Source organism: Streptomyces sp. WAC04114, assembly GCF_019733245.1.
Taxonomy (GTDB): domain Bacteria; phylum Actinomycetota; class Actinomycetes; order Streptomycetales; family Streptomycetaceae; genus Streptomyces; species Streptomyces massasporeus_A.
Window position 1 is genome coordinate 18,387 of sequence record NZ_JAIGQA010000050.1, and the last position, 24,269, is coordinate 42,655.

The 24,269-nt window shown below is 71.6% G+C and carries 27 protein-coding genes; 18 read left to right on the top strand and 9 right to left on the bottom strand.

Translation table 11 applies throughout. The features are described 5' to 3' along the window. Positions 1–25: 25 nt before the first annotated feature. Positions 26–463: a MarR family winged helix-turn-helix transcriptional regulator gene (locus K4G64_RS15980; RefSeq protein WP_221756706.1), complete on the bottom strand. Its 438-nt coding sequence runs from the start codon at positions 461–463 to the stop codon at positions 26–28. 103 nt (positions 464–566) lie between these two features. Between K4G64_RS15980 and K4G64_RS15985 the strand changes: the two genes are divergently transcribed. Both K4G64_RS15985 and K4G64_RS15990 read left to right on the top strand, forming a co-directional pair. Beyond that, positions 567–2,021 (top strand): aldehyde dehydrogenase, encoded by a 1,455-nt coding sequence (locus tag K4G64_RS15985; RefSeq protein ID WP_221756707.1) that lies wholly within the window; start codon positions 567–569, stop codon positions 2,019–2,021. A 23-nt stretch (positions 2,022–2,044) separates the two neighbouring features. Next, the gene (locus K4G64_RS15990) at positions 2,045–3,151 is read left to right on the top strand and encodes an NAD(P)-dependent alcohol dehydrogenase (protein ID WP_221756708.1); all 1,107 of its coding nucleotides are present in this window, start codon (positions 2,045–2,047) and stop codon (positions 3,149–3,151) included. A gap of 22 nt (positions 3,152–3,173) precedes the next feature. Here K4G64_RS15990 and K4G64_RS15995 read toward each other — a convergent pair whose 3' ends face one another. Continuing rightward, complete coding sequence (locus tag K4G64_RS15995) at positions 3,174–4,124, bottom strand: NADP-dependent oxidoreductase (RefSeq protein ID WP_221756709.1); 951 nt, start codon at positions 4,122–4,124, stop codon at positions 3,174–3,176. Positions 4,125–4,195: 71 nt separating this feature from the next. On the opposite strand from K4G64_RS15995, the gene K4G64_RS16000 reads away from it, so the two are divergent. From K4G64_RS16000 to K4G64_RS16025, 6 genes are all read left to right on the top strand, one after another. After that, positions 4,196–5,140 (top strand): GlxA family transcriptional regulator, encoded by a 945-nt coding sequence (locus tag K4G64_RS16000; RefSeq protein ID WP_221756710.1) that lies wholly within the window; start codon positions 4,196–4,198, stop codon positions 5,138–5,140. A gap of 286 nt (positions 5,141–5,426) precedes the next feature. Next, a complete protein-coding gene (locus tag K4G64_RS16005) occupies positions 5,427–7,187 on the top strand; it encodes an ATP-binding protein (RefSeq protein WP_221756711.1) in 1,761 nt (586 codons plus the stop codon). A gap of 4 nt (positions 7,188–7,191) precedes the next feature. Further along, positions 7,192–7,602 carry a roadblock/LC7 domain-containing protein gene (locus tag K4G64_RS16010; RefSeq protein WP_003994857.1) on the top strand — a complete coding sequence of 137 codons (411 nt, stop codon included), beginning with the start codon at positions 7,192–7,194 and terminating at the stop codon, positions 7,600–7,602. Next, positions 7,599–7,970, top strand: coding sequence for a DUF742 domain-containing protein (locus K4G64_RS16015; protein WP_221756712.1), 372 nt, complete (start codon positions 7,599–7,601; stop codon positions 7,968–7,970). Before K4G64_RS16010 ends, K4G64_RS16015 begins: the two co-directional genes overlap by 4 nt. Further along, entirely contained in the window at positions 7,951–8,553 is a 603-nt protein-coding gene (locus K4G64_RS16020) for an ATP/GTP-binding protein (RefSeq protein ID WP_175436364.1), read from the top strand. The genes K4G64_RS16015 and K4G64_RS16020 overlap by 20 nt, the downstream gene beginning before the upstream one ends. After that, a complete protein-coding gene (locus K4G64_RS16025; protein ID WP_221756713.1) occupies positions 8,550–9,794 on the top strand; it encodes a cytochrome P450 in 1,245 nt (414 codons plus the stop codon). Before K4G64_RS16020 ends, K4G64_RS16025 begins: the two co-directional genes overlap by 4 nt. A 47-nt stretch (positions 9,795–9,841) precedes the next feature. On the opposite strand, the gene K4G64_RS16030 is transcribed toward K4G64_RS16025, so the two are convergent. Continuing rightward, positions 9,842–11,572: a hypothetical protein gene (locus K4G64_RS16030; RefSeq protein ID WP_308122390.1), complete on the bottom strand. Its 1,731-nt coding sequence runs from the start codon at positions 11,570–11,572 to the stop codon at positions 9,842–9,844. Positions 11,573–11,881: 309 nt separating this feature from the next. On the opposite strand from K4G64_RS16030, the gene K4G64_RS16035 reads away from it, so the two are divergent. Beyond that, the gene (locus K4G64_RS16035) at positions 11,882–12,346 is read left to right on the top strand and encodes a pyridoxamine 5'-phosphate oxidase family protein (RefSeq protein ID WP_221756714.1); all 465 of its coding nucleotides are present in this window, start codon (positions 11,882–11,884) and stop codon (positions 12,344–12,346) included. A 79-nt stretch (positions 12,347–12,425) separates the two neighbouring features. Beyond that, entirely contained in the window at positions 12,426–12,818 is a 393-nt protein-coding gene (locus tag K4G64_RS16040) for a VOC family protein (protein ID WP_031110999.1), read from the top strand. A 141-nt stretch (positions 12,819–12,959) separates the two neighbouring features. Here K4G64_RS16040 and K4G64_RS16045 read toward each other — a convergent pair whose 3' ends face one another. Beyond that, positions 12,960–13,256 carry a DUF4235 domain-containing protein gene (locus tag K4G64_RS16045; protein ID WP_031108703.1) on the bottom strand — a complete coding sequence of 99 codons (297 nt, stop codon included), beginning with the start codon at positions 13,254–13,256 and terminating at the stop codon, positions 12,960–12,962. 36 nt (positions 13,257–13,292) lie between these two features. After that, on the bottom strand, positions 13,293–14,318 hold the full coding sequence (locus K4G64_RS16050; protein ID WP_221756715.1) for a glutathione S-transferase family protein: 1,026 nt from the start codon (positions 14,316–14,318) through the stop codon (positions 13,293–13,295). A gap of 139 nt (positions 14,319–14,457) precedes the next feature. Here K4G64_RS16050 and K4G64_RS16055 point away from each other — a divergent pair, with 139 nt between their 5' ends. Further along, positions 14,458–15,378 carry a cation diffusion facilitator family transporter gene (locus K4G64_RS16055; protein WP_221756729.1) on the top strand — a complete coding sequence of 307 codons (921 nt, stop codon included), beginning with the start codon at positions 14,458–14,460 and terminating at the stop codon, positions 15,376–15,378. A gap of 89 nt (positions 15,379–15,467) precedes the next feature. Here K4G64_RS16055 and K4G64_RS16060 read toward each other — a convergent pair whose 3' ends face one another. Both K4G64_RS16060 and K4G64_RS16065 read right to left on the bottom strand, forming a co-directional pair. Next, entirely contained in the window at positions 15,468–15,917 is a 450-nt protein-coding gene (locus K4G64_RS16060) for a nitroreductase family deazaflavin-dependent oxidoreductase (protein WP_221756716.1), read from the bottom strand. A 105-nt stretch (positions 15,918–16,022) separates the two neighbouring features. Then, positions 16,023–16,649 carry a LysE/ArgO family amino acid transporter gene (locus tag K4G64_RS16065; RefSeq protein WP_221756717.1) on the bottom strand — a complete coding sequence of 209 codons (627 nt, stop codon included), beginning with the start codon at positions 16,647–16,649 and terminating at the stop codon, positions 16,023–16,025. Positions 16,650–16,998: 349 nt separating this feature from the next. On the opposite strand from K4G64_RS16065, the gene K4G64_RS16070 reads away from it, so the two are divergent. Further along, positions 16,999–18,195 (top strand): cytochrome P450, encoded by a 1,197-nt coding sequence (locus K4G64_RS16070; RefSeq protein WP_221756718.1) that lies wholly within the window; start codon positions 16,999–17,001, stop codon positions 18,193–18,195. A gap of 13 nt (positions 18,196–18,208) precedes the next feature. After that, positions 18,209–18,406 (top strand): ferredoxin, encoded by a 198-nt coding sequence (locus tag K4G64_RS16075; RefSeq protein ID WP_221756719.1) that lies wholly within the window; start codon positions 18,209–18,211, stop codon positions 18,404–18,406. A 9-nt stretch (positions 18,407–18,415) separates the two neighbouring features. Here K4G64_RS16075 and K4G64_RS16080 read toward each other — a convergent pair whose 3' ends face one another. Next, entirely contained in the window at positions 18,416–18,967 is a 552-nt protein-coding gene (locus tag K4G64_RS16080) for a TetR/AcrR family transcriptional regulator (protein WP_221756720.1), read from the bottom strand. Positions 18,968–19,058: 91 nt separating this feature from the next. On the opposite strand from K4G64_RS16080, the gene K4G64_RS16085 reads away from it, so the two are divergent. From K4G64_RS16085 to K4G64_RS16095, 3 genes are all read left to right on the top strand, one after another. After that, positions 19,059–19,517: a nuclear transport factor 2 family protein gene (locus K4G64_RS16085; RefSeq protein ID WP_221756721.1), complete on the top strand. Its 459-nt coding sequence runs from the start codon at positions 19,059–19,061 to the stop codon at positions 19,515–19,517. Between the two features lie 28 nt (positions 19,518–19,545). Then, complete coding sequence (locus K4G64_RS16090) at positions 19,546–20,082, top strand: flavoprotein (RefSeq protein ID WP_221756722.1); 537 nt, start codon at positions 19,546–19,548, stop codon at positions 20,080–20,082. A gap of 119 nt (positions 20,083–20,201) precedes the next feature. Next, positions 20,202–21,170 (top strand): aldo/keto reductase, encoded by a 969-nt coding sequence (locus K4G64_RS16095; protein WP_221756723.1) that lies wholly within the window; start codon positions 20,202–20,204, stop codon positions 21,168–21,170. Positions 21,171–21,186: 16 nt separating this feature from the next. Here the strand turns inward: K4G64_RS16095 and K4G64_RS16100 are convergent, their stop codons facing one another. Beyond that, positions 21,187–22,029: a phytanoyl-CoA dioxygenase family protein gene (locus tag K4G64_RS16100; RefSeq protein WP_221756724.1), complete on the bottom strand. Its 843-nt coding sequence runs from the start codon at positions 22,027–22,029 to the stop codon at positions 21,187–21,189. 213 nt (positions 22,030–22,242) lie between these two features. On the opposite strand from K4G64_RS16100, the gene K4G64_RS16105 reads away from it, so the two are divergent. Both K4G64_RS16105 and K4G64_RS16110 read left to right on the top strand, forming a co-directional pair. Further along, on the top strand, positions 22,243–23,094 hold the full coding sequence (locus tag K4G64_RS16105; protein WP_308122393.1) for a helix-turn-helix domain-containing protein: 852 nt from the start codon (positions 22,243–22,245) through the stop codon (positions 23,092–23,094). A 373-nt stretch (positions 23,095–23,467) separates the two neighbouring features. Continuing rightward, on the top strand, positions 23,468–24,269 hold an 802-nt coding region (locus tag K4G64_RS16110), incomplete at its 3' end, for an RNA polymerase sigma factor (RefSeq protein WP_374206413.1).

Here is a 24,269-nt window from a genome sequence, read left to right on the forward strand (position 1 = left end):
GGCGCGTCGCTCAGGCCCGGCCGGATCACGACAGGGCGTGCCAGGCCTTGGTGAGTGCCTGACGGAACTGCTCGGTCTGGTGCGCGGTGAGGTCACGCACCATCCGCTCCTCCAGCTCCCGGACGGGCCCGGCGTGCCGGGCCAGCAGCTCGCGGCCCGAGTCGGTGAGCAGGATCAGCAGCTCCCGGCGGTTGCGCGGGTTGCGCTCCCGGCGCACGAGTCCGCGGCCCTCCAGGGAGCGGACCAGGTCCGAGATCGACTGGGCGGTGACGAAGGAGTCGCGCGCCAGCTGGGCCGCGGACAGTCCGTCGTGCCGCTCCAGCACGGTCAGCGCCGTGTACTGCAGCGCGGTGATCCCCGAGGGTCTGACCAGCTCGTCCAGGTGGGAGCGCACCACGAGCTCCACCTGCTTGACCATGTAGAGCAGGGACGGGGGCGCTTTGGTCACCTGTGTGTCGAGCATGGAGGCAGGCTAGACCATTGACAGGATTCCTGTCCGTAAAGAGACTGCGCACAGACAGGAATCCTGTTTGTTGAAAACTTGGGCACAACGCTGAGGAGTGGCGATGACCACCTTCGAGAGCACACCCGGGCACCTGTTCATCGCGGGCCGATGGCGCGAGGCCGCCGACGGGGCGCGCACCGAGGTGATCGACCCCTCCCGGGGCACGATCGTCACCACCGTCGCCGAAGCCGGCCCCGCCGACGTCGACGCGGTCGTACACGCCGCTCGCGAGGCCTTCGACGACGGCGCGTGGTCCGGCCTGAGCGGCCGCGAGCGCGGCCGGGTGCTGGGGCGCGTCGCCCAGCTGATCCGGGAGAACGCCGACGAACTCGCCGCCCTGGAGAGCCTCGACGTCGGCAAGCCGATCACCCTGTGCGGCGCGGTCGACGTCACCAACGCGGCCAACGACTACGAGTACTACGCCCATCTCGCCCAGAGCCAGGACGGCGCGCTGCGGGACCTCCCCATCAACGCCCTCGCCTACACCAAGCGCGAGCCCCTGGGCGTGGTCGCCGCGATCACCCCGTTCAACTTCCCCCTGATCCTGGCCGGTTCGAAGCTCGCCCCGGCGCTGGCGGCCGGGAACACGGTCGTCCACAAGCCGGCCGACGAGACACCGCTCAGCGCCCTGTACATGGCCCGGCTGCTCCAGGAGGCCGGCGTCCCCGACGGCGTCGTCAACGTCGTGACCGGCACCGGCCCGGTGGCGGGGGAGGCGCTGCTGCGGCACCGGGGTGTCGACAAGGTCGCCTTCACCGGCTCCACAGCGATCGGCCGGCACGTGGCGAGCGTCGCCGGAGGGGCGCTGAAGCCCGTCACCATGGAACTCGGCGGGAACGCCGCCCACATCGTCTTCGAGGACGCCGACCTGGAGAAGGCGGTCGGCGCGGTCATCAAGGGATTCGTCTTCAACACCGGCCAGTTCTGCATGGGCGGCCCGCGTCTGCTGGTGGCCCGCTCGGTGTACCCGACCCTGCTCGGGATCCTCGCCGAGGCGGTGCCCGGTGTGCCGGTCGGCGACCCCCGTGACCCCGCCACGGTCATCGGCCCGATGGCCGCCGAGAAGCACCTGAAGAAGGTCGAGGAGTACGTCGCCCTGGCCCGCATGGAGGGCGCCCGCGTCGTCTGCGGCGGCGAGCGGCTCGACCTCGACGGCGGCTACTACTACAAGCCAACGGTCATCGCCGACCTGGCGAACGACTCCCGGGTGATCCAGGAGGAGATCTTCGGGCCGGTCCTCACCGTGCAGCCCTTCGACGACGAGGACGAGGCCGTCGCCCTCGCCAACTCCACGCCGTACGGCCTGGCCTCGGGCGTGCAGACCAGCCACCTCGCCCGCGCCCACCGGGTCGCGGGCCGGCTCCAGGCCGGCATCGTCTGGATCAACGACTGGGCGATGCTCGACCCCGCGGTGCCCTTCGGCGGGGTGAAGGACTCCGGCCACGGCCGCGAGTACGGGCCCGAGGCCCTCGCCGGTTACACCAAGGTCAAGTCCGTCGTCGTCTCGCTCGACTGAGACACCGTCAAGGAGCTCTTGCGATGCCCACCACCACCCGTGCCGCGGTCGTCGAGTCCGGCGGCGCGCCCTTCACCCTCTCCGACGTCGTCCTCGACGAACCCGGCCCCCACGAGGCGCTGGTCCGCATGGTCGCCACCGGCCTGTGCCACACCGACCTGGGGGTGGCGAGCGGCGGACTGCCCTTCCCGCTGCCCGGGGTGCTCGGCCACGAGGGCGCGGGCGTCGTCGAGGCCGTCGGCCCCGCCGTCACCGGCGTCGCGCCGGGCGACCACGTCCTGCTCTCCTTCACCTCCTGCGGCGACTGCCGCAACTGCCGAGGCGGGCATCCCGCGTACTGCGCCACCTGGCTGCCGCTGAACCTGGTCGGCGGCAGCCGGCCCGACGGGTCGCACACCATCAGCCGGGGCGGCGAGACGCTGGGCGGCCACTTCTTCGGCCAATCCTCGTTCGCGGAGCGGGCGTTGGCCGACGAGCGCAGCCTGGTCAGGGTCGACCCCGACGTGCCGCTTGAGTCGATCGCCCCGCTGGGCTGCGGCGTGCAGACCGGAGTCGGGGCCGTGTGGAACGTCCTGAAGCCTCAGACCGGAGGCTCGGTCGTCGTGCTCGGCGCCGGTGCGGTCGGCCTGTCGGCGGTGATGGCGGCGGCGCTCACCCCGGCCACGCGGATCGTCGCCGTCGACCGGGTCGCCGAACGCCTCCGTCTGGCGTCGGAACTGGGCGCCACGCACACCGTCGACACGAGCCGGGACGATCTGGCCGAGGCCCTCACCGGCATCACGGGCGGCCAGGGCGCGGACGGTGTCGTGGAGACCACGGGCCACGTCGGGGTTCTGCGCCAGGGCGTCGACGCGCTCGCCGCCCGCGGCACCCTGGTCGTCGTCGGCGCCCCGCCCTTCGGCACCGAGGTCGCCCTGGACGTCAACGGCCTCCTCGGCGGCAAGCGGATCGTCGGCCTCACCCTCGGCGACAGCGAGACCCGGACCATGATCCCGGCCCTGGTCCACCTGGTGAAGCACGGCCGGCTTCCCCTGCACCGCCTGATCGGCACCTATCCCTTCGAGGACATCGACCGGGCGGTCCAGGACATGAAGTCCGGCAAGACGATCAAGCCGGTCCTGACGTTCTGAAACCGCCCGCCGCGGTGCCGGCTCAGTCGTTCAGCAGCACCAGCTTCCCCGTCGTGCGGCCCGTGTCGCCGAGGGCGTGTGCCTCGGCGGCCTCGGCCAGGGGGAAGGTGCCGGCGATCGTGGCGCGCAGCTTGCCCGTCTCCACCAGGTCCGCGATCGCCTCCATGCCGCTGCGGTCGGCGTCCACCAGCATCCGCAGGGCCCGTACACCGAGCCGCTCGGCCTCCTCGTAGAGGTCGTCCGAGCCGACGGGGAGGATCGACACCAGGACACCGCCGGGACGCAGCACGCGCAGTGAGTGCAGGGAGTTGTCGCCGCCGATCGTGTCCAGCACGACGTCGACGTCCTTCACGGCCTCGGTGACGTCCCTCTCGCGGTAGTCGATCGTCTCGTCGACGCCGATCGAGCGCAGGAACTCGTGCTTGCCCGCGCTCGCCGTGCCGATCACGTACGCGCCGCGGGCCTTGGCGATCTGCACCGCCACATGCCCCACGCCGCCGGCCGCGGCGTGGATCAGCACCCGCTGCCCCGGCTGGAGGTCCGCGTGCTCGGTCAGCGCCTGCCAGGCGGTGAGCGAGACCAGTGGCAGCGCGCCGGCCTGGGTGTGGTCGACCCCGGCCGGTTTCCGGGTCAGGGCGCGGACGGGCGCGATGACGTACTCGGCGTGCGAGCCGTGCCCGTACGGGTAGGGCAGCATGCCGAACACCTCGTCACCGGGCGCGAAGGCCACGACGCCGATGCCGACCGCCTCCACCACCCCGGAGACGTCCCAGCCCAGGACGAAGGGCGGCTCGCCCAGGAACCCGCCGGTCGCGCGGTGCTTCCAGTCGGTCGGGTTGACCCCGGCGGCGCGCATCCGGACCAGCACCTGGTTCGGCTTCGGTGCCGGGCGTTCGATCCGCACTTCCTTCAAGACCTCGGGACCGCCGAGGACGTCCTGGCTGATGGCTCGCATCGTGTTCTGTGGGCTCATGGTCAACCAGCCTGCCGGTCCGCACGCACCCCGCCAATGGCAAGATTGCCAACCTTCGATAGGATCGTGCCATGCGACGTGAGCGAGTGGTGGTTCTGGCCCTGGACGGGGTGTACCCCTTCGAGTTGGGCATCCCCAGCCGGATCCTCGGCGCGGCCGACGGCCGCTACGAGGTCATCACCTGCTCGGTCGACGGCCGTCCGGTGCGTACCAATGCGGACTTCGGCGTGACCGTGGAGCACGGCCCCGAAGCCCTGGCGACGGCAGGCACGGTGGTGATCGCGCCCGTGGCGCCCTCCCACCTGGCCGACGAGGTGTCCGACGACGTCCTCGCCGCGCTCGCGCTCATCCGCCCCGGCACCCGCATCGTCTCGATCTGCACCGGCGCCTTCGTCCTCGCCGCCGCCGGCCTCCTCGACGGGCGCCGGGCGACCACTCACTGGCAGGTCGCCGACCGGTTCCGGCGCATGTTCCCGCGCGTCGATCTCGACCCGGACGTGCTGTTCGTCGACGACCACCCGTTCCTCACCTCCGCCGGGGCCGCCTCCGGCGTGGACATCTGCCTGCACCTCGTCCGCAAGGACCACGGCAGCCGGCTGGCCAACAGCGTCGCTCGCCGCTGCGTCGTCCCGCCCTTCCGGGACGGCGGACAGGCCCAGTACATCGAGCAGCCCGTTCCCGAGCAGGGCGCCGCGAGCACCGCCGCCACCCGCGCCTGGGCCCTGGAACGCCTCGACGAACCGCTCACCCTCGCCGATCTCTCCGGCCACGCCCGGATGAGCCAGCGCACCTTCGCCCGCCGCTTCCACGACGAGGTGGGCCTCAGCCCCGGCCGCTGGCTGATCCAGCAGCGCGTGGTCCGGGCCCGGCATCTGCTCGAAACCAGTGATCTGACGGTGGACCAGATCGCCGGCCGGGTCGGCTTCGCGACGGGCGCGTCCCTGCGCCAGCACCTGAACGCGGCGATCGGCGTCTCTCCGCAGGCCTACCGCCGCACGTTCCAGACCGCCCGCTGACCTCAGCGGCCCCGGCGCACGGCACGGTGCGCGAGGCGTCATGCGCTCTGACGCACAATCAAGTTCCCTGACGGCAAAGCCATTTGTCGACCTGTTCCCTTCTTTCGGAGCGTGACGGAACCCTCACGTCCAGCAGGTGGCCGCGGTTGATCCTTTGGGGTCCAAACCCGATAAGGTTCCGATCGGCGCTGCGAGTTGACGCGATCGCGTCCAGTCGACCCGCAGTGCGTACTCATGAGTGCGGTCCACCCCCCCCTGTTCGTTCGTGTTGCTTCGAAGGATGCAGATGGAACTCGCCACTCCGCCACCGGCGGCGCGGGCCCCTGTCGCCTGGTACAGCTGGTGGTTGATGCCGCTGGGCTTGGGAGGCGGGACCGTTGCCGCCACGTTCATGAGCTCGGAGCGAATAACCGTGGCCGTCGCCGGCATAGCGGCGACGGCTGCCGGCGCCGTGTGCGTACGCCTGCTGCTGCGCACCCGGGCCCAACTGCACCGCGCGGAGGGCTCCTTCCGCACCACGCAGGCCGAGCACAACCAGCAGTGGCAGCAGCATGTGGCGGGACTTGAACGCAAGTTCGCCGCCGATCGCGCCGGCCTGGAATCCCAGCTCAACGAGCAGAACGCGACCTACGAGCGGCGCCTGGCCGACCAGAGCGCCGCCTACGAGTCGCAGCTCGCCGACCGGACCGCGACGTACGAGTCGCAGCTCGCCGAGCGGTCCCGGGCCTATGAGGAACGGCTGACCGAGCAGGCCACGTCGTACGAGGCCCAGCTCGCCGACCAGGCCGCGGTCTGGCAGGAGCAGCTCTCCCACCAGCTCGCCGCGGTCGCCCGGCTCGCCGACGAGCAGCTGCCCGACGCGATGGAGAAGCTGCGCTCCGGCGACGCCATCGACGACCTGCTGCCCACGGTCAACCAGTGCGCCAAGGTCAGCTCGGAACTCCAGACCGAACTGCGCAAGCTGCTGCGCACCTCCCTGATCGGTCTCGAGGCGGAGTTCGACCGCTCCACCTCCGCCGAGCAGGCCGTGATCAGCATCGGCAACCGCATCCACGTCCTGACCAGCAAGCTCCGCGGCCGGCTGCACGAGATGCAGGGCGAGCACGGCCGGCTGCCGGCCGTCGCCCGGGGCCTGATGGAGCTCGACCAGGAGCTCGGCCCCGCCGACTCGCTGGCCGCGAGCATCGGTGTGCTCGGCGGCTCCGACCGGCCCGGCCGACAGTGGCAGGAACCGCAGCGGCTGCTGAGCGTGGTGCGCGGCGGCATCGGCCGGATCAAGGACTTCCACCGGATCCAGGTGCGCCACCTGCCCGAACTCGGCGTCGACGGCGGCCTCGTCGACCACCTCACGCTGATCCTGGCCCACCTCCTGGACAACGCGGCCCGCTACTCGCCGCCCACCGAGCCGGTGCTCATCTCCGGCAAGGAGGTCCCCAACGGCGTCGGCATCGAGATCCAGGACTCCGGCAAGGGCCTGAGCGAGGAGAAGAAGCGCGAGGCCGAGCACGCCCTCGCGGGCACCGCGCCCGGCGCGGGCCTCGGCGGCATCACCGAGGACGCCAACATCGGCCTGCGTGTCGTCGGAGCCCTCGCCCGCCGCTACGGCATCCGCGTCACCTTCGCGGACTCGCCCTGGCTTGGAACCTCCGTGGTGGTCGTGGTGCCGCACAAGTACTTCAGCCCCCTGCCGACGGCCGCGACCGCACCGGCCGCGCCCGCGCCGGAGGTCCGCACCGCCGCGGCCGCACCGGTCCGCGAGACGGTTGCCGAACCCGAATCACGGGCCACGCCAACCGAGTCCGGGGAGACCACGCCCGGCGGACTGCCCCGGCGCCGCAGCAAGCGCAACGAGACGGAGGCGCCCAAACCGGCCGAACGGACCGACCGCGGCACGGTGGCCGCCGTCCCGCCGGACGCGTCCTTCTCGGGTCTCGCCGCCTTCGCCACCGCCGGCCGCGACGCGGCGGAGGCCTCCGAGGCGGCCGGCGAACGCGACCCCCTCGCCGGCCGCGAGTACACCGAGCACCGCACCGAAGAGAGCGACTAGTCCCATGACGCAGCAAGGAACAGATGTGAGCTGGGCGCTCCGCGATCTCGTCGAGAGCATCCAGGAGATCCGCTTCGCCCTCGTGGCCTCCAGCGACGGCAAGGCCATCACCTCCTACGGCGCCGAAGACCCCGACGACGTCGACCGCTTCGCCGCCGTGGTGGCCGGCCTGCAGGCCCTGGCCCAGCCGGTCGCCGAGCAGTTCCCCAAGTACGCCGGGCAGCTGCGCCTCGCGATGATCGAGGTGGACGGCGGGCACCTCTTCGTCGTGCGCGCGGGTGTGGAGACGTACCTCGGCGTGCTCGCCAGGGAAGGCCTCGACCAGGGCCTGCTCGGCCACCAGATGAGGGACCTGGCTCGCAGGATGGGTGAGCTCCTCGGCACCACTCCGCGCCTGGAGGAGCACTCTGGATGAGTGCTCCCCGCAGACCGTCGGACCCGTCCGGTCTCGAGCGCTACTACGTCCTCACCGGCGGGCGCAGCGGACCGGGCGGTTCGGCGTCGAGCCTCGACGTGGCGACCCTCGTCATCTCCCGTGCCGCCCCCTTGACGGGCATGCAGCACGAGCACGAGGAGATCCTCCGGCGCTGCCGCGACCCGCTCTCGGTCGCCGAGCTCGGCGCTCACCTCGGGCTCCCCTTCAACATTCTCGCGGTGCTGCTGTCGGACCTGCTGGACGCAGGTCGCGTCGAAGCCCGTAACCCCATCCCGGCGCACGACGCCGGCCGCGGGCCCGACCTCGCGCTCCTTGAGGAGGTACTCAGTGGACTTGAAAGGCTTTGACCAACCCGGAGGCTCGGCCGGGGACACCCGCTCGGTGAAGGTGATGATCGCCGGCGGGTTCGGCACCGGGAAGACCACCATGGTCCGGTCGGTCAGCGACATCAAGCCGCTCACCACCGAGGAGACCCTCACCCAGGCCAGTGCCGACGTCGACCATCTCATCGGCGTCGCCGACAAGACGCAGACCACCGTCAGCCTGGACTTCGGCAAGATCGGCATCAACGAGAGTCTGGTGCTGTACCTGTTCGGCACGCCCGGGCAGGAACGGTTCTGGTTCCTGTGGAACGGGCTGTTCAAGGGTGCGCTCGGCGCGATCGTCCTGGTGGACACCCGCCGTCTGGAGTCCAGTTTCCGGGCGATCGAGGAGATGGAGCGGCAGGAGGTCCCCTTCGTCGTCGCGCTGAACGTCTTCCCCGACTCCCGGAACTACCCCGCGGAGGAGATCAGGGACGCCCTGGACATCCCCGAGCACACCCCGGTCGTGGCCTTCGACGCCCGCGACCGGGCCTCCAGCCGGGACGTCCTCGTCGCCCTGATCCACCATCTGAAGGAACGCTCGGCCGTGGCCCTGGAGCCCCGATGAACGACTCGACCGAACACTCCCTCCAGGGCCGCGGCTGCCCCGTGGCCCATCACGGCGGCGACCTCACCCGGCTGTACGGGCCGGAGGCCGCGACCGACCCCGGGGGCATCTACGAGCGGCTGCGCAAGGAACACGGCTCGGTCGCACCGGTGCTGCTGGAGGGCGACATCCCCGCCTGGCTGGTACTGGGCTATCGGGACAGCCGGCGAGTGCTCGAGAATCCCCTCCAGTTCGCCCGGGACGCGCGGACATGGCGTGACCTGCGGGAGGGCCGGATCGCGGACGACTCTCCGCTCGTTCCGATGCTGGCCTGGCGTCCCGACTGCGTGTCCCAGGACGGCGAGGCGCACCGCCGACTGCGCCGAGCCGTCAACGACGCGCTGCAGTCCGCCGCCGGCCGCGGTGTCCGCCGCCACGCCATGCGCTTCGCCAACAAGCAGATCGACACGTTCGCGGACTCCGGCCGCGCCGATCTGGTGGCGGACTACGCCGACTGTCTGCCGATGGTCGTGGTGGCGCGTGTGCTGGGGCTCGCCGAGGCCGAGGGACGCCGCCTGGTCGAGTCCTGCGCCCAGGTGATGCGGGGCGGCGAGGACGCCGTCCTGCACGACGGCGTGATCAAGGAGATCCTCGGTGAACTCGCCGAACGCAGGCGGTCGGAACCCGGCTCCGACCTCGCCACCGGCCTGCTGGAGCATCACGCGGGGCTCGACCACGACGAGGTTGTCTCCCACCTGCGCGCGGTGCTGATCGCCGCGCATGTGACGACCAACCTGCTGGCCCGGGTGCTGGCGCTGGTCCTGACCGACGACTCCCGGCTCTCCGGCCTGATCAGTGGTCAGCTGAACATCTCGGCGGTGGTGGAGGAGGCCATGTGGGACTCGCCGCCGCTGGCCGTCCTGCCGGGGCGCTTCGCCGTCGGCGACGTGGAGCTGGGCGGGCACCACGTCAAGGAGGGCGACCTGCTCGTCATCGGTCTCGCCCCGGGCAACCTCGACCCCGAGATCCGGCCGGAATTGGGTGTCTCGGTGCACGGCAACCAGGCGCACCTGGCGTTCGGTGCGGGTCCGCACGAGTGCCCGGGGCAGAGCATCGGGATGGCCGTCATCGAGATCGCGGTGGACGTCCTGCTGCACCGTCTGCCGGGCCTGCGCCTGGCCGTGCCGTCGGGGGAGCTCACCTCGACCGCGTCCACATGGATGTCCCTGCTGGACACCCTGCCGGTCGAGTTCGACGTATAGGCCCGGAACGCCGCTGCCCGGCCGGCACTGCCGGCCGGGCAGCGGCGTCAGCCGTCGAGCCAGTCGCCTGTGAGGTCCGAGGGCCGGTATCCCGTGGCGCTCCAGAGGAAATGCGGGTGGGCGCAGCCGAACATGTAGGCGAGCAGGGCGATGTCCTCCCTCCCGGTCCGAGGGTCTTGCAGGGTGTGGAAGTACTCGGCTCCGACTGCGCCGGAGTCCTGTTGGATCTCACGAGCGCGGGCCGTGGACGGTGCGGCGCCGGCCGCCTCCACAGCGGTGATGTACGTGCGGCGCAGGACCTCCCAGGTGCTGTCGATGCTGCCGTGCCAGGGACCGTGCAGTGCTTCGAAGGCACGCAGCTCGGCGTCGAAGAGGGGCCATGCCTTGGGGTACCGGGCCCGGCAGCGGGCGGACAGCTCGGCGGCGTGGGTGCCCAGAGTCGGTGCGGTGGGCCGCGGGGCGATGGTGAGGGTCGTGCCGTGGGTGAGGACACCGGTGCATGCGTCGGGCTGAAGGTCGCACAACGGGCACCCCTCGGCCGGGGGGAGTCCCTGGGTGATGCCGTCGAACCACAGGGCGTGGCGTCCCGTGAGCCCCAGCCACACGATGGTGCTGGGCATCAGCCAGGTGTTCCACATCGGGGAATGCGCCTCGGGCATGCAGCCGTACTTGATGAGGGCGATGGCGGCGGCAGCGTAGAGGACCTTGACGTGGGAGGGCATGTCGGCGAGCCAGAAGTTGCTGATCTCGCCGGTGAGGGCGTCGGCTCGTACGTCGACCATGTCGTCGACGACGCGGCACAACAGCAGGGAGGCGAGGTGTTCCTCCTGCCAGAGCTCTGTGTCGGGTGAGACGTGCCAGAACAGGCAGTCCATCATCTGCAGGACGGAGTAGGCGCTCTGGCTGAGCGGGTTGGTCTGGGGGAGTACGACGCTGCCCGCGTGGTGCTGCTGGAGCCAGTACTCGTCCGCCGATCGTTTGTGGGCCGCGTAGAGGCCGCAGACCAGGGCCCGTGCGGTGTTGGTGCTGAAATTCTCGGCCAGGCGGGTTTCGATGACCTGGGTGAGGTGCGTGGTGTCTATGGTGTCGATCACGCGCTTGTACTCGTGGAAGAGCAGGATGTCGTCCTCGAAGCGGTGGCGGTAGCCGAGGTCTCGTTCGAAGTCGTTCAGCATCCGGGCCAGGACCCATCCACCGGTCAGGACGCTGTCGAGTTCCCGGTGGTAGGGCCAGGTCTTGACGGTGAGGGGACGGCCGGCGCTCTGCCGCCAACCGTAGTCGGCCGGTGTGCGGTCGGGGGGCGTGGGCAGCCGACCGCACAGCGAGCAGTCGCATTCGGCGGTCTGATCCTCCTCGCGCGGCGCGGCGAGTGCTCGGCTCCTCCACGCCCCTTCCAGCATCGCGCAGGTCAGTCTGCACAGCTCGATATCGGTGCTGACCTGGGGAAAGGCCGCTTCGATCACACGCAGGCCGGCGTCGAGCCGCCGCAACCTGGCGGAGCCCTGCTCATCGGGCGGGAGGAAGGCGCGTGGCGCCAGGCGGAGGGCTCCCTCGACATGCAACGTGGTCCCGGAGTGAGGGGATCCGAGTGTGTCCAGCCGCTGCCGAGCGGCGTTCTGGGAAGCGCGGAACTCGTCCGTGCACCGTTTTGTGTGGTGCGCGAAGAGGCGGGCCAGGGCGTCCCCGGCCTCCGCGGACTGGAGCCGGGCGCTCGGACGGGCCGGGAGGAAGGTGTCGGTGGAAATCTCCGGACCACCGCCTACGACTCGAGGTTTCACACGGGTCTCCCTTCAAGCTGTGGTCACGGCAGCACGAATCACCCCGCCTGTGCGGGTGGGCGGTCAGGGTGAGCGCACATCCGCTCGAACCGGGGTTCGTGGCACGAAAGTTGAAGCGGAGCCAATCTGCCCAACACGTAATTGATCTACGCGTGACCGGACCGTGACGTCCGTTACTGCTCAAGGCTCCTGAGCTGCGTATACTCCCTCGTCCCTCACTCGGCGTGTCGCGTCCGCCGGGCCTCCGCGGCCGCCCGGCGGCACACTGGACTCGGTCTGTCCCACGACTCCTCAGGAGGCACACCGACGATGACGCCCACACCCGTACGCAGCGCCGACCAGCGCAAGAAGGACACCCTGCACCGCCTGGAACACGACGTGGACGCCTGGGTCGCCACGGCCGACGGCGCGTCGGGGACGCCGTACCTCGTCCCGCTGTCGTTCCTCTGGAACGGCTCGTATCTGCTGTTCGCCACGCCCGCCTCCAGCACCACCGGTCGGAACCTGGCCGCCTCCGGCCGGGCCCGGGTGGGCATCGGGCCGACCCGTGACGTCGTCCTCGTCGAGGGCACCGTCGAGACGGTCCAGCCCGGCGAGCTGGCCGAGGAGGACGCCGAACTCTTCGCCGCCAAGACCGGGTTCGATCCCCGCCGGCTCGCCACGCCGTACCTCTACTTCCGTGTCGTGCCGCGGCGGGTGCAGGCCTGGCGGGAGGCCGACGAGCTCGACGGGCGTGAACTCATGCGCGACGGGCGGTGGTTGAAGGCCGACTGAATCCGCCGCTCCGGGATATCCGCAAGGTACGGGTCCGCGGGGCACGACCGCCCCGCGACCGGAATCCTGCGGAGGAGACATGGCACTGGTGAAAGCGGGGGTCCTCGTGCTCGACTGCGCCGAGCCCGAGAAGCTCGCCGCGTTCTACAAGGAACTGCTGGAGGGGGAGGAGTCGGACGCCACCGCCAACCGGGTGGAGATCAAGAGCGCCGACGGCTTCCGGATCGCACTGCGCCGGGACGTCAACGCGACCCCGCCCAGCTGGCCGCGCCCCGAGAACTCCCTCCAGGCCCACCTGGAGTTCGTGGTCGACGACCTCGACGCGGTCGAACGCCGCGTCATCGGCCTGGGCGGCCGCCCCCTGGAGGCCAAGGAACCCTCGGGCCCCCTGGAGGAGCGCGGCTACGCCGACCCGGCAGGCCACTCCTTCACCTTGCGCCGCACCGCCCCGACGGCACCCAAGCAGGGCTGAGCCCGGCGAGCGCCCGGCGCCGGCAGGCCCTGGCCGTCGCCCTGCGTCCCGAGTCCCGCCCCCACGAAGACGATCCGGAGGAATGGCCGGGCGCACGGCGCGGCCCCGCCCGGTACGGTGCCGGGCGGGGCCGCGCCGGTGTCAGTCCCGGCCGCCCTTCTCACCGACCGGCCAGGTTCCGGTCGAACGCTCGATCGCCTTGGCGCCCGCACGGTCCACGGCGCTGCGCACCACCGCGAAGATGGCGCCCTGGATCGCCGCGGCCAGCAGCACTTCGCCCCAGCCGCGGTCCTTGTCCAGCGCGTCGGGCGCGTCCTCCTCGTGCCGGATCGCCATCCACGTCTTGCGGAAGGCGAGCCCGGCCAGCCAGCCGCCCGACCAGCCGAGCACGAACCCGAGGGGCTGGTACGCGAGGGACATCTTCTTCTTCTTTGCCACGGGAACTCCTTGGTAGCTGTAGGGGGTTGAAGGGGGTCAGGGGGTGTGCGCCGCCGGGATCCGCTCCTCGGCGCGGACCGGCCCGGGCGGTGTGCCGTCACCGAACGGGCGGCCGCCCAGCTCCTCGCGGTGGTGCGGGGCCAGCCAGCCGGACAGGTCCGGGCCGAGCGGCACGACGCGGGTCGGGTTGATGCCCGTGTGCACCTGGTAGTAGTGGCGCTTGATGTGGTCGAAGTCGACGGTGTCGCCGAACCCGGGTGTCTGGTAGAGGTCGCGGGCGTACGCCCACAGCACCTCGTGCTCCGCCAGTTTCCAGCGGTTGCACTTGAAGTGACCGTGGTAGACCGCGTCGAAGCGCACCAGCGTGGTGAACAGCCGGATGTCCGCCTCGGTGATCGTGTCGCCGACGAGGTACCGCTGCCGCTCCAGGCGGTCCGCGAGCAGTTCCAGCCGGCGGAACACCCCGGCACAGGCGGCCTCGTACTCCTCCTGCCCGGTGGCGAAACCTGCCTTGTAGACGCCGTTGTTGACGTCCTCGTAGACGCCCGCCATCACCTCGTCGATCTCGTCGCGCAGCTTGTCCGGGTACAGGTCGGGCGCGCCGTCCCGGTGCAGGGCCGTCCACTCGGTCGCGAGGTCGAGGGTGAGCTGCTGGTAGTCGTTGGTCACCAGCCGGCCGCTGGGCACGTCCACGATCGCCGGCACACTGACCCCGCCGGGGTAGTCGCTCTCGCGCCGGTCGTAGGCCTCGCTGAGATAGCGGATGCCGAGGACCGGGTCCCGGCCGTCCTCGTCGAGGGTGAAGCGCCAGCTGCGGTCGTCCTGGATCGGGTCGGCGACGGCCAGGGACAGGGCGTCCTCCAGGCCGAGCAGCCGCCGTGAGACCAGCGACCGGCTCGCCCACGGGCAGGCGCGGCTGACGACCAGACGGTAGCGGCCGGCCTCGACCGGCCAGCCGTCCCGGCCGTCCGCGGTGATGCGGTCCGCGAAATGCGCCTTGGACCGTTTGAACCTCCTCCTTCCGTAGCCGGTGTTGCCGTCGTCGCCGTCGTCGCGGCTCATGGGTGTGACCTCCTTGCCGTACGTGGACCCTGGTGAACGCGTTCCCCGTTTTCCGCCGACGGCACGGTGTGAGCACCGCCGACCGGGGCAATCGGCGTGGGTGACTGATGAAGGAAGTGATCGCAGGACTCGCGTCACCGTGCTGGTGGCGCTCGCGGCCAATCTGGTGATCGCGGTGGCCAAGGCCGTCGGCGGCCTGGCGGCGGGGTCGCCCGCCTTGCTGTCCGAGGCGGCCCACTCGGTGGCCGACAGCCTGAACGAGGTGTTTCTGCTCGCGGCACTGCGCCGCAGCCGCCGCCCCGCCGACCGGCGTCATCCCTTCGGCTACGGCAAGGAGCGGTTCTTCTGGTCGCTCCTCGCGGCCGTCGGGATCTTCGTCATGGGCGGCTGTTTCTCCTTCTTCCAGGGCTTCGAGGCCCTGGCGAGCGGTGCGGAGGAGGAACTCGGCGGCTATGTGGCCGGCCTGATCGTCCTCGGGATCGCCCTCCTCGCGGAGGGCGGTTCGCTGCTGCGGGCGCTCTACCAGGTGCGCAAGCAGGGCGGCGCCGGTGCCGGCATGCGCGACCCGGCCCTGCGCACGGTCGTCGCCGAGGACGGCACCGCGGTGCTCGGCGTCACCCTCGCCATCGTCGGCATGGCGCTGCACATGGTCACCGGCCAGGTGGTGTGGGAGGCGTCCGCCTCGCTCGCGATCGGCGCGCTGCTGGTCTACGTGGCCTTCCGGCTGGGCCGTGACGCCCGCGACCAGCTGATCGGCGAGGCCGCGGACCCGGAGTCGAGCGGGCGGATCGAGTCGCTGCTGCGGGCCCAGCCGGAGATCGACAGTGTCGAGGCGCTGTTCACGATGAAGACCGGACTGGACACGGCCCTCGTGGCCGCCCGCGTGGACCTCGTGCCCGGCCTGGACAGTGAGCGCGTCGAGGAGGTCGCCGTCCGGATCAAGCGGTCCATCGCGCGGACCGTGCCCGAGGCGGACCAGATATTCCTCGACGTGACGGACCGGTTCGCCCGCGAGGCAGCAGAGAGCCCCGCCGCGACGGGGGAACGCGGCGGGGCCTGAACCTCGCGTGCCCCCTCGGCGCGGGTTCACACACCCGGGGAGCAAGAATCTTTCCGCCGGCTGCCCGCACCGGGCAGCCGGTCCCGTACTCAGCCGGCCTGGGTCGGCTCCAGGACGAACACCGGAATCTCCCGGTCCGTCTTCTTCTGGTAGTCGGCGTAGGCCGGGTAGGCCGCGACGGCCCGCTCCCACCAGGCCGCCTTCTCCTCGCCCGTGACCTCACGGGCGGTCATGTCCTGCTTCACCGGCCCGTCCTGGAGTTCCACGTGCGGATCGGCCAGGAGGTTGAAGTACCAGACGGGATGCTTGGGCGACCCGCCGAGGGAAGCCACCGCGGCGTAGCGCCCCTCGTGCTCCACCCGCATCACCGGCGTCTTGCGCAGCTTCCCGCTCCGCGCCCCGCGTGAGGTGAGGATGACGACCGGCATCTTCGAGCCCTGGAGCGTCGTCCCCTCCGTGCCGCCGGAGCTCTCGTACAGCTCGACCTGCTTGCGCACCCACTGTGTCGGGCTGGGTTCGTACTCGCCTTCGAGAGGCATGGCATCCGTCCCATCGTCGCGTCCGCGGCTGATCGCCACCCGTCATGAACACTCGTGCCCCCGGGAATCATCCGTACCGGGCCGGATCAGGCCGTAAAACGCCCCTCACCCCGGCGCCATCCGCACGGCCAGAGCCGTCATCACGCCGCTCGCGACCAGTGCCGTCGCCAGCCGCCCCCGGTGGCCGGTCAGTGCACGGCCCAGCAGGGCACCGCTCCCGGCCAGCAGCACCTGCCAGCTCGCGGAGGCGGCGAACGCGGCCAGCACGAACACGCCCTGCTCCACCGGCCCGGCCGGGCCGGTGGCCTGGGAACCGAGCACGAGGGCCGCGAAGTAGACGACGGTGGTGGGGTTCAGCAGGGTGATGCCCAGCAGACCCAGATAGGCCCGGGCGGGGCCTGGGGGAGCGGGGGCCGTACGGGTCGCGAGCCGGTGGTCGCGGTACTCCCGCAGTGCGGTGACGGCGCCTCGCGCCGCCAGGGCCAGCAGCACCAGCACGCACACCCAGCGCAGCGGCCCGAGCACCGGTCGCAGTACGGACGCCAGAGCGGTGCCCCCGAGGGTGGCCGCGAGGGCGTAGAGCCCGTCGGCGGTGGCGACGCCGAGCGCGGCGCAGACACCGGTGCGCACAGTGGTGCGGGCGGTGAGGGAGACGAGGTAGGTCCCGACGGCACCCACGGGGACGGCGATGCCGTACCCGGCGAGCAGCCCGGCGACGAGCGCGGCCGTCATGACCGCGGTGGCGTCGGTCCTCCCCGGCGGCCGGACTGCTGCTGTCGGCCCGCGGCAGCGGCGGCGGCGGGCAACGGCAGGAGAGCGATGAACGTAGGCATGGCCGGATCCTGAGGCCCGCCCGGCCGCGTCGACAACCGGTTTTCGAATCGGCGCCGCCGCACCCGCGCCCCGGCAAGGATGGTGAACCCGCAACTCGCGCCCCTGCCCCGGGCGTTCGAACGGGCAGGCGGCGTTCCCCGGCCATGTTGCCGCCACCGGCGATCTGGCCGAACTTCGCGTCGCCCTATAGGTGCCTTGGGCATCTAATGACGATCGGTACGACGCACTACTCGTCTGCGAGGTCTTCATGACGGACACGACCGCACCCGTCGCCTTCCCTCAGAGCCGGACCTGCCCCTACCACCCGCCCGCCGCCTACGACGCGCTGCGCACCGAACGCCCCCTGACCCGCATCACCCTCTTCGACGGACGCGAGGCGTGGCTCGTGAGCGGGCACGCCACCGCTCGCGCGCTGCTGGCCGACCCGCGCCTGTCGTCCAATCGCGACCGGCCCGGCTTCCCCGCCCCCAACAAACGCTTCGCGGGGATCCGCAACCGCAGAACGGCCCTGCTCGGTGTCGACGACCCCGAGCACCGTGCCCAGCGGCGGATGGTCGTCGGGGACTTCACTCTCAAGCGGGCCGTCGAACTCCGGCCACGGATCCAGCAGATCGTGGACGAACGGCTCGACGCGATGATCGCCGCCGGCCCGGTCGCCGACCTGGTGAGCGCCTTCGCGCTGCCCGTGCCGTCCATGGTGATCTGCGCCCTGCTGGGCGTCCCGTACTCCGACCACGACTTCTTCGAGGCCCAGTCGCGACGGCTGCTGCGCGGCCCCGAGACCGCCGATGTGCTCGACGCCCGCGACCGGTTGGAGACGTACTTCGGCGAGCTGATCGACCGCAAGCAGCAGGACCCCGGCACCGGCCTCCTCGACGACCTCGTCCACCGGCAGCTGCGCGAGGGCGACCTCGACCGCGAGGGCCTGATCGCCATGGCCCTCATCCTGCTGGTCGCAGGCCACGAGACGACCGCCAACATGATCTCGCTCGGCACCTTCACCCTGCTCCAGCACCCCGAGCGGCTCGCCGAGCTGCGCGCGGACCCGCGGCTGCTGCCGGGGGCCGTCGAGGAGCTGATGCGGATGCTCTCGATCGCCGACGGCATGCTGCGCCTCGCCGTCGAGGACATCGAGGTGGCCGGGACGACGATCCGCGAGGGCGAGGGGGTGGTCTTCGCGACCTCCGTCATCAACCGCGACGAGACGGTTTACCCCGAGCCGGACACCCTCGACTGGAGCCGCCCGGCCCGGCACCACGTCGCGTTCGGCTTCGGCATCCACCAGTGCCTCGGCCAGAACCTCGCCCGCGCCGAGCTGGAGATCGCCCTGCACAGCCTCTTCGACCGGCTGCCCACCCTGCGCCTGGCCGCCCCGGCCGAGGAGATCCCCTTCAAGCCCGGCGACACCATCCAGGGGATGCTGGAACTCCCCGTGACCTGGTAAGAGGCTTCCGCCCATGCACATCGACATCGACCTGGACGTCTGCATCGGCGCCGGCCAGTGCGCCCTGACCGCGTCGGACGTCTTCACCCAGGACGACGACGGCTACAGCACCCTGCTGCCCGGCGCGAAGGACAGCGGCAGCCCGCTGCTGCGGGAAGCGGCCCGCGCCTGCCCGGTCGGCGCCATCAGCGTGTCCGAGACGGTTGGCTGACCCGGGACCTCACCCTGCCTCCAGGAGCCGCCGGGCCGCCTCGCGCGCCTCGGCCGCGGGCTCGGCGCTCCTGGTGACGCCCGCTGTGACCATGGCACCCTCGGCCAGCAGGAACAGCTGTCCGGCCAGCGCGTCGGGCCGTCCCGCCGCCGCCACGAGCGCCCCGAGGTACTCCCGGAACGCCCGCTTGTGCGCGCGTACCTGGCCGGCCACGCGCTCGGAGGTGGCGCCCAGCTCGCCGTAGGCGTTGAGCCACGCGCAGCCGCGGAAGCCCGGCTCGGCGAACCACGTCCCGAGCCAGTCGAACACGGCCAGGATCCGCTCCTCCGGCCCGACCCGGCGCTCGGCGTACTCGGCCAGCTGCCCGCGCCAGCGTGCGTCGCGCCGCTCCAGATATGCCTCCACCAGCAGCTCCTTCGCCGGGAACAACTGGTAGAGCCGCTTCAGCGAGACCCCGGAGGTGCCGCGGACGTCGTCCATGCCGACGGACTGCACCCCCCGCCCGTAGAACAGCTCCTCGGCGGCGTCCAGCGCCCGCTCCCGGGCCAGCGCGCTGTCCATGTACGACCCTCCTTGACGCGAGAACGAGCGTTCTCCTACGGTAGCAGCCACGCGGAGAACGCTCGTTCTCCCCTGCTGTCAGGGAGAATTCATGACCGACCGCCCGCCCCTGCCGCCCTTCACCCGAGAGACCGCCGCACAGAAGGTCCAGGCCGCCGAGGACGCCTGGAACACCCGCGACCCGCACAAGGTCTCCCTCGCCTACTCGCCCGACTCCGTCTGGCGCAACCGCGGCACCTTCGTCACCGGACGCACCGAGATCGCCGAGTTCCTGACCCGCAAGTGGGAGCGCGAGCGGGAGTACGCGCTGCGCAAGGACCTGTGGGCCTTCGACGGCAACCGCATCGCCGTCCGCTTCCAGTACGAGTCCCGGGACGCCGACGGGCAGTGGTGGCGCTCCTACGGCAACGAACTGTGGGAGTTCGACGAGCACGGCCTGATGGCCCGCCGCGAGGCGAGCATCAACGACGTGCGCATCGAGGAGAAGGAGCGCCGGATCCACGGCCCCCGGCCGGAGTCGGAACGCGCGGACACCTTCCCCCTCCGGTGAGTCCGGGCACGTCGCTAGGGTTTCCCGGATGACCGAACAGGCCGCCCGCACGCCCTTCCTCTACGTCGTCGTCTGCGCCGCCGGCGTCGCCGCGGACGTCGGCAAGCTGATCACCGCCGCGCAGGAACGGAACTGGGAGGTGGGCGTCATCGCGACACCCGTCGCGATGAACGGCTTCTTCGACACCGCCGCCGTCGAGACCCGAACCGGCCGCCCGATCCGCTCCGCCTGGCGCACTCCCGGCGAGCCACGTCCCTTCCCGGCACCGGACGCCGTGATCGTCGCCCCCGCCACCTTCAACACCGTCAACAAATGGGCGGCCGGCATCGCCGACACCCTGGCCCTCGGCACCCTGTGCGAGGTGGCGGGGCTCGGGGTGCCGATCGCCGTCCTGCCGTGCGTGGCCGACGCGCTGGCCGCCCACCCCGCCTACCGCGACAGCGTCGAACGGCTGCGGGGCATGGGCGTGCGGTTCGGCGAGCCGTACACGGGAGAGCCGGGGCAGGACGGCGGCCGGCCGGAGTTCGGGTGGGTACGGGCCCTGGACCTGGTCGGAAGCGACTGACGGCCGGACGCCGTCGACGACGGTGACGGTCCGTCAGGAACCCCCGTCGGCCGCGACTTCGAGTGCGATCGAACACGTACGCTCCCCCTGGAAACCCTCCGAAGGCAGGAGCAGCATCGATGCAGTACGTGAAGCTCGGTTCGACGGGCCTGGACGTCTCGCGGATCTGTCTGGGATGCATGACCTACGGGCTGCCCGACCGCGGCACCCACGAGTGGACCCTCGACGAGGAGGCCTCGCGCCCGCTGATCCGGCAGGCGGTCGAGGCGGGAATCACCTTCTTCGACACGGCGAACGTCTACTCCGACGGCACCAGCGAGGAGATTGTCGGCCGGGCCCTGCGCGACTTCGCGCGCCGCGACGAGATCGTCCTCGCGACGAAGGTGCACGGCCGGATGCGGCCCGGCCCGAACGGCGGCGGGCTGTCCCGCAAGGCGATCATGACCGAGCTCGACCAGAGCCTGACCCGCCTCGGCACCGACTACGTCGACCTCTACCAGATCCACCGTTTCGACCCGCACACCCCGGTCGAGGAGACGATGGAGGCCCTGCACGACGTCGTCAAGGCGGGCAAGGTCCGTTACATCGGGGCGAGTTCGATGTACGCCTGGCAGTTCTCCAAGATGCAGTACACCGCGCGGCTGAACGGCTGGACCCGCTTCGTCTCCATGCAGAACCACTACAACCTGATCTACCGCGAGGAGGAGCGCGAGATGCTGCCCCTGTGCGCGGACCAGGGCGTGGGCGTCCTGCCCTGGAGCCCGCTCGCCCGCGGCCGGCTCACCCGCGACTGGGACACCACCACCGAGCGCAGCGCCACCGACACCTTCGGCAGCAACCTGTACCAGGAGGGCGACCGCACCATCGTCGAGGCGGTCACCCGCATCGCCGGGGAGCGGGGCGTCCCCCGCGCGCGGATCGCCCTCGCCTGGCTGCTCCACCAGCCCACGGTGACCGCCCCGATCGTCGGCGCGTCCAGGCCCGGGCACCTTGAGGACGCGGTGGCCGCCGTGGAGATCGAGCTGAGCGACAAGGAACTGGAGGAACTGCAGCGCCCGTACGGTCCCCACCCCATCGCCGGGCACTGACCGGATCACTCGAGGCTCAGTGCGGGCCCTGCGGTTCGAACTCCGTTCCGCAGGGGCCCGCCCCCTCGCTCTCCGCCAGTTCCACCCGCGCCCCGCTCATCGCCAGCGTCCGGTAGAAGCGCCCGATCCGCTCCGCCGACCGCCCCACGTAGTGCCCGATGAACGACCGGCGGAACCGCTCGGCCGCCCGGTTCGGCTGCGAACCGTGCACCAGGCTCCCGTTGAAGAACAGGACGTCCCCCGGCGCCATGTCCACCGGCACCGGCGCAAGGCCCGGCGGCGGCGGAACGTACTCCCGGGCGAAGGACACGTCCGAGTCGGCCGGCTCCGGGCAGAACACGTCCATGCGGTGCGTGCCCGGCACGACCTCCAGTCCGCCGTTCACCCGGTCGATCAGGTCGCAGGCCACCCACGCGGCCACACACGTGCCCGGCTCCACGCGCAGGTAGAAGTTGTCCTGGTGCAGCGCCTGCCCCCGGGCCCCGGGCGGCTTGAAGTAGAACATGCTCTGCGCGGCCAGCACCTCCTCCACGAGGAGGGCCTCCAGCACCGTCCGCAGCCGGGGGTCCAGCAGGACCTCGCGTGCGAGGCCGTTGATCTCGTGCGGATGCATCACCCGCGGCCAGACGTGCAGCGGGTCGGTGCCCGGCCCGGCCCCGGCGCGCGGCTCGAAGTGCCCGGGCACCGGACCGGCCGCCCGCAGCGCCGTGAACTCGCCGCACAGCCGATCGATCTCGTCGGACCCGAAGAGCCCGCGCACCACTGTGAAACCTTCCTCCTCGAACCCCTCCCGGTACCGCCGGAGCCCGGCGGGGTCCAGCATGGAAGCGCCGACGGCGCCGTTGCCCGTGACTGTCATGAACGCACTCCTCGGTCAGGTGTTCTCGGTAGGAAACGCTAGGCCGCCCGACGGTCGAGGAGGATGCCCGTGCATGCTGACGGATTGCCCCACACTGCTGCGCACCCGGACAGCAGGCGCGGCGAGAACACCGGGAACACCGGGAACACCGGGAACGCGGGGAGCGCGGGGAACACTGGGGACGGCGGGGATCCCGCCCCGCCCCCCGGGCTGGTGGTGCTCGGTCACTTCGACCAGCCGCCCGGCTACGGCGTCAACCGGCCGCACGGATCCGCGAGCTGGCTCTTCACCTGGACCACCGCGGGCCGGGGCCGGTTGTGGCAAGGCGGTGCGCGGACCACGGCCGGCGCGGGCGACCTCGTCGTGCTGGCCCCCGGCGTCCCGCACGGCTACGCCGTCGAGCCCGGCGCCCGGCACTGGCAGTTCTGGTGGGTGCACTGCCAGGCCCGCCCGTCCTGGGCCACGTGGTTGCGGCCGTACGGCACTGGCGACGGGATGTACGCGGTCACCTCCGCCCCCGCCGGGGTGCACGGCCGCGTCGGGACGGCGTTCCGGCGGATGCACGCCGACGCCCGCTGGACCGGCACCGAGGCCCCGCCCGACGCATCACCACGGAACTCGCAGGTCGCCGCGGCGCACGGCAGCGCGGCCCGCGAACTGGCCCTGTGCGCACTGGAGGAGGTCGTCCTCCTCACCACCGCCGGCGCCCGGCCCACGGCGCCCCGGCCCGGCCTCGACGCACGGATCCGCCGTGCCCGGGAGCTGATCGACGCCGACCCGGGAGCCCCGCACACCGTTCGCTCGCTCGCCGAGGGCGTCGCGCTGTCACCGTCGCGCTTCGCCCATCTGTTCAGCCGTCAGCTGGGCCAGTCGCCCATGCGCGCCCTGCGCGAGGCGCGGCTGCGCCATGCCGCCCGGCTGCTGGAGAGCACCGACCTGCCCGTGGAGCGCGTCGCCGCCGCCTCGGGATTCGTCAGCCCGTTCCACTTCAACCGCGCCTTTCGCCAGCGCTACGGGGAGCCGCCCGGGGCGTACCGCACGACGCACGGCGGCGTGTCCGGCTGAGTGGCGCCATTGGTTCCGCGGCCGGGCGGGAAAGGCCGACGCGGAGAAGGCGGACGACGGCGTGAGCTGCTGTTCGGGCGGTGACTCAATGGTTCCGGGCCGGTGCCGCAGGGAGTCGAATGCGGGCAGCTAAAGGGGGCGGGCGGTATGGAAATGCCTTTCGCTCACCTGGTTGACATTTTGTCAAAAGGCGCTGGCCGGGAGCACAATGCCTGAAACCGCAGGATCACTTGTTCCCTGTCGCTGAGCTGTGCAAAGGTGTGCCCTGTCGGCGTGTCCACAACACGCCGTTCTTTCGTATGCGCGAGGCCGCCGGGCCGGCATACCCCTTGGTACGGACCTTATTCCGTATGTCCTTGAGAGGAATGCAGCCTTGAAAGACGCAGGCCCGTCGAATTCCCCGGCCTCGGCCCGCGGGTTCGGTGCGACGGACGAGCAACTGAGCGCGGAGCTCAGGAAGTGGACCGGGGCGACGCCTGCACTTCACCCCGTCGGCGAACTGCTGGACCGGCACTGGGAGGCGGCCTTCGCCTACGCCCGGCTGTGCACCGACGGCCCGCGCTCCGCGGGAATGCTCACGACTGCGGCTTTCACCCGCCTCTTCGGCGAAACGCTCCGGCAGAACGGCCCGACCTCCGCGTGGCGGCCCCACCTGCTCCTCACCGTGCGGCGCATCGCGGCCGAGTGGGCCGGCGACCACCGGTGCGACACGCTCCACCCGGACCTGCTCGCCGGGACCGGCGACGGGGACCGGCCCGCCTCCCGGCTGCTGCCCTCGCCGCGCCGGCGCCTGCTGTCCGGGGCCTTCCAGCGGCTGCCCCAGTCCGCGCGCTGTCTGCTGTGGCACGTCGAGGTCGAGGCCGAACCGCTCGTCTCCCCGGCCGCGTTGCTCGGCCTGGACGAGGAGGGCGCGCGCGTCGAACTGGGCCGGGCCCGGGACCGGCTGCGCGAGGAGTCCCTCCAGCTGCACCGCGAACTCGCCCCCGACGAGGAGTGCCGGCGCTATCTGCGCCTGCTCGACGTGACGTACCGGCGCGGGGGTCTCGACATCGACCCGGATCTACGCGCGCACATCGAGGGCTGCGGGCACTGCGGCGCCGCCGCCGACCAGCTCGACCAGTTCAACCACGACCTCGGTGTCGCCCTGTCGGAGGCGGTGCTGGGCTGGGGCGGGC

Bases quoted from the DNA above. Each gene is read 5' to 3' on its own strand.
- K4G64_RS15980 (WP_221756706.1), bottom strand. From the start codon at position 463: ATGCTCGACACACAGGTGACCAAAGCGCCCCCGTCCCTGCTCTACATG.
- K4G64_RS15985 (WP_221756707.1), top strand. From the start codon at position 567: ATGACCACCTTCGAGAGCACACCCGGGCACCTGTTCATCGCGGGCCGA.
- K4G64_RS15990 (WP_221756708.1), top strand. From the start codon at position 2,045: ATGCCCACCACCACCCGTGCCGCGGTCGTCGAGTCCGGCGGCGCGCCC.
- K4G64_RS15995 (WP_221756709.1), bottom strand. From the start codon at position 4,124: ATGAGCCCACAGAACACGATGCGAGCCATCAGCCAGGACGTCCTCGGC.
- K4G64_RS16000 (WP_221756710.1), top strand. From the start codon at position 4,196: ATGCGACGTGAGCGAGTGGTGGTTCTGGCCCTGGACGGGGTGTACCCC.
- K4G64_RS16005 (WP_221756711.1), top strand. From the start codon at position 5,427: ATGGAACTCGCCACTCCGCCACCGGCGGCGCGGGCCCCTGTCGCCTGG.
- K4G64_RS16010 (WP_003994857.1), top strand. From the start codon at position 7,192: ATGACGCAGCAAGGAACAGATGTGAGCTGGGCGCTCCGCGATCTCGTC.
- K4G64_RS16015 (WP_221756712.1), top strand. From the start codon at position 7,599: ATGAGTGCTCCCCGCAGACCGTCGGACCCGTCCGGTCTCGAGCGCTAC.
- K4G64_RS16025 (WP_221756713.1), top strand. From the start codon at position 8,550: ATGAACGACTCGACCGAACACTCCCTCCAGGGCCGCGGCTGCCCCGTG.
- K4G64_RS16035 (WP_221756714.1), top strand. From the start codon at position 11,882: ATGACGCCCACACCCGTACGCAGCGCCGACCAGCGCAAGAAGGACACC.
- K4G64_RS16040 (WP_031110999.1), top strand. From the start codon at position 12,426: ATGGCACTGGTGAAAGCGGGGGTCCTCGTGCTCGACTGCGCCGAGCCC.
- K4G64_RS16050 (WP_221756715.1), bottom strand. From the start codon at position 14,318: ATGAGCCGCGACGACGGCGACGACGGCAACACCGGCTACGGAAGGAGG.
- K4G64_RS16060 (WP_221756716.1), bottom strand. From the start codon at position 15,917: ATGCCTCTCGAAGGCGAGTACGAACCCAGCCCGACACAGTGGGTGCGC.
- K4G64_RS16065 (WP_221756717.1), bottom strand. From the start codon at position 16,649: ATGACGGCCGCGCTCGTCGCCGGGCTGCTCGCCGGGTACGGCATCGCC.
- K4G64_RS16070 (WP_221756718.1), top strand. From the start codon at position 16,999: ATGACGGACACGACCGCACCCGTCGCCTTCCCTCAGAGCCGGACCTGC.
- K4G64_RS16075 (WP_221756719.1), top strand. From the start codon at position 18,209: ATGCACATCGACATCGACCTGGACGTCTGCATCGGCGCCGGCCAGTGC.
- K4G64_RS16080 (WP_221756720.1), bottom strand. From the start codon at position 18,967: ATGGACAGCGCGCTGGCCCGGGAGCGGGCGCTGGACGCCGCCGAGGAG.
- K4G64_RS16085 (WP_221756721.1), top strand. From the start codon at position 19,059: ATGACCGACCGCCCGCCCCTGCCGCCCTTCACCCGAGAGACCGCCGCA.
- K4G64_RS16090 (WP_221756722.1), top strand. From the start codon at position 19,546: ATGACCGAACAGGCCGCCCGCACGCCCTTCCTCTACGTCGTCGTCTGC.
- K4G64_RS16095 (WP_221756723.1), top strand. From the start codon at position 20,202: ATGCAGTACGTGAAGCTCGGTTCGACGGGCCTGGACGTCTCGCGGATC.
- K4G64_RS16100 (WP_221756724.1), bottom strand. From the start codon at position 22,029: ATGACAGTCACGGGCAACGGCGCCGTCGGCGCTTCCATGCTGGACCCC.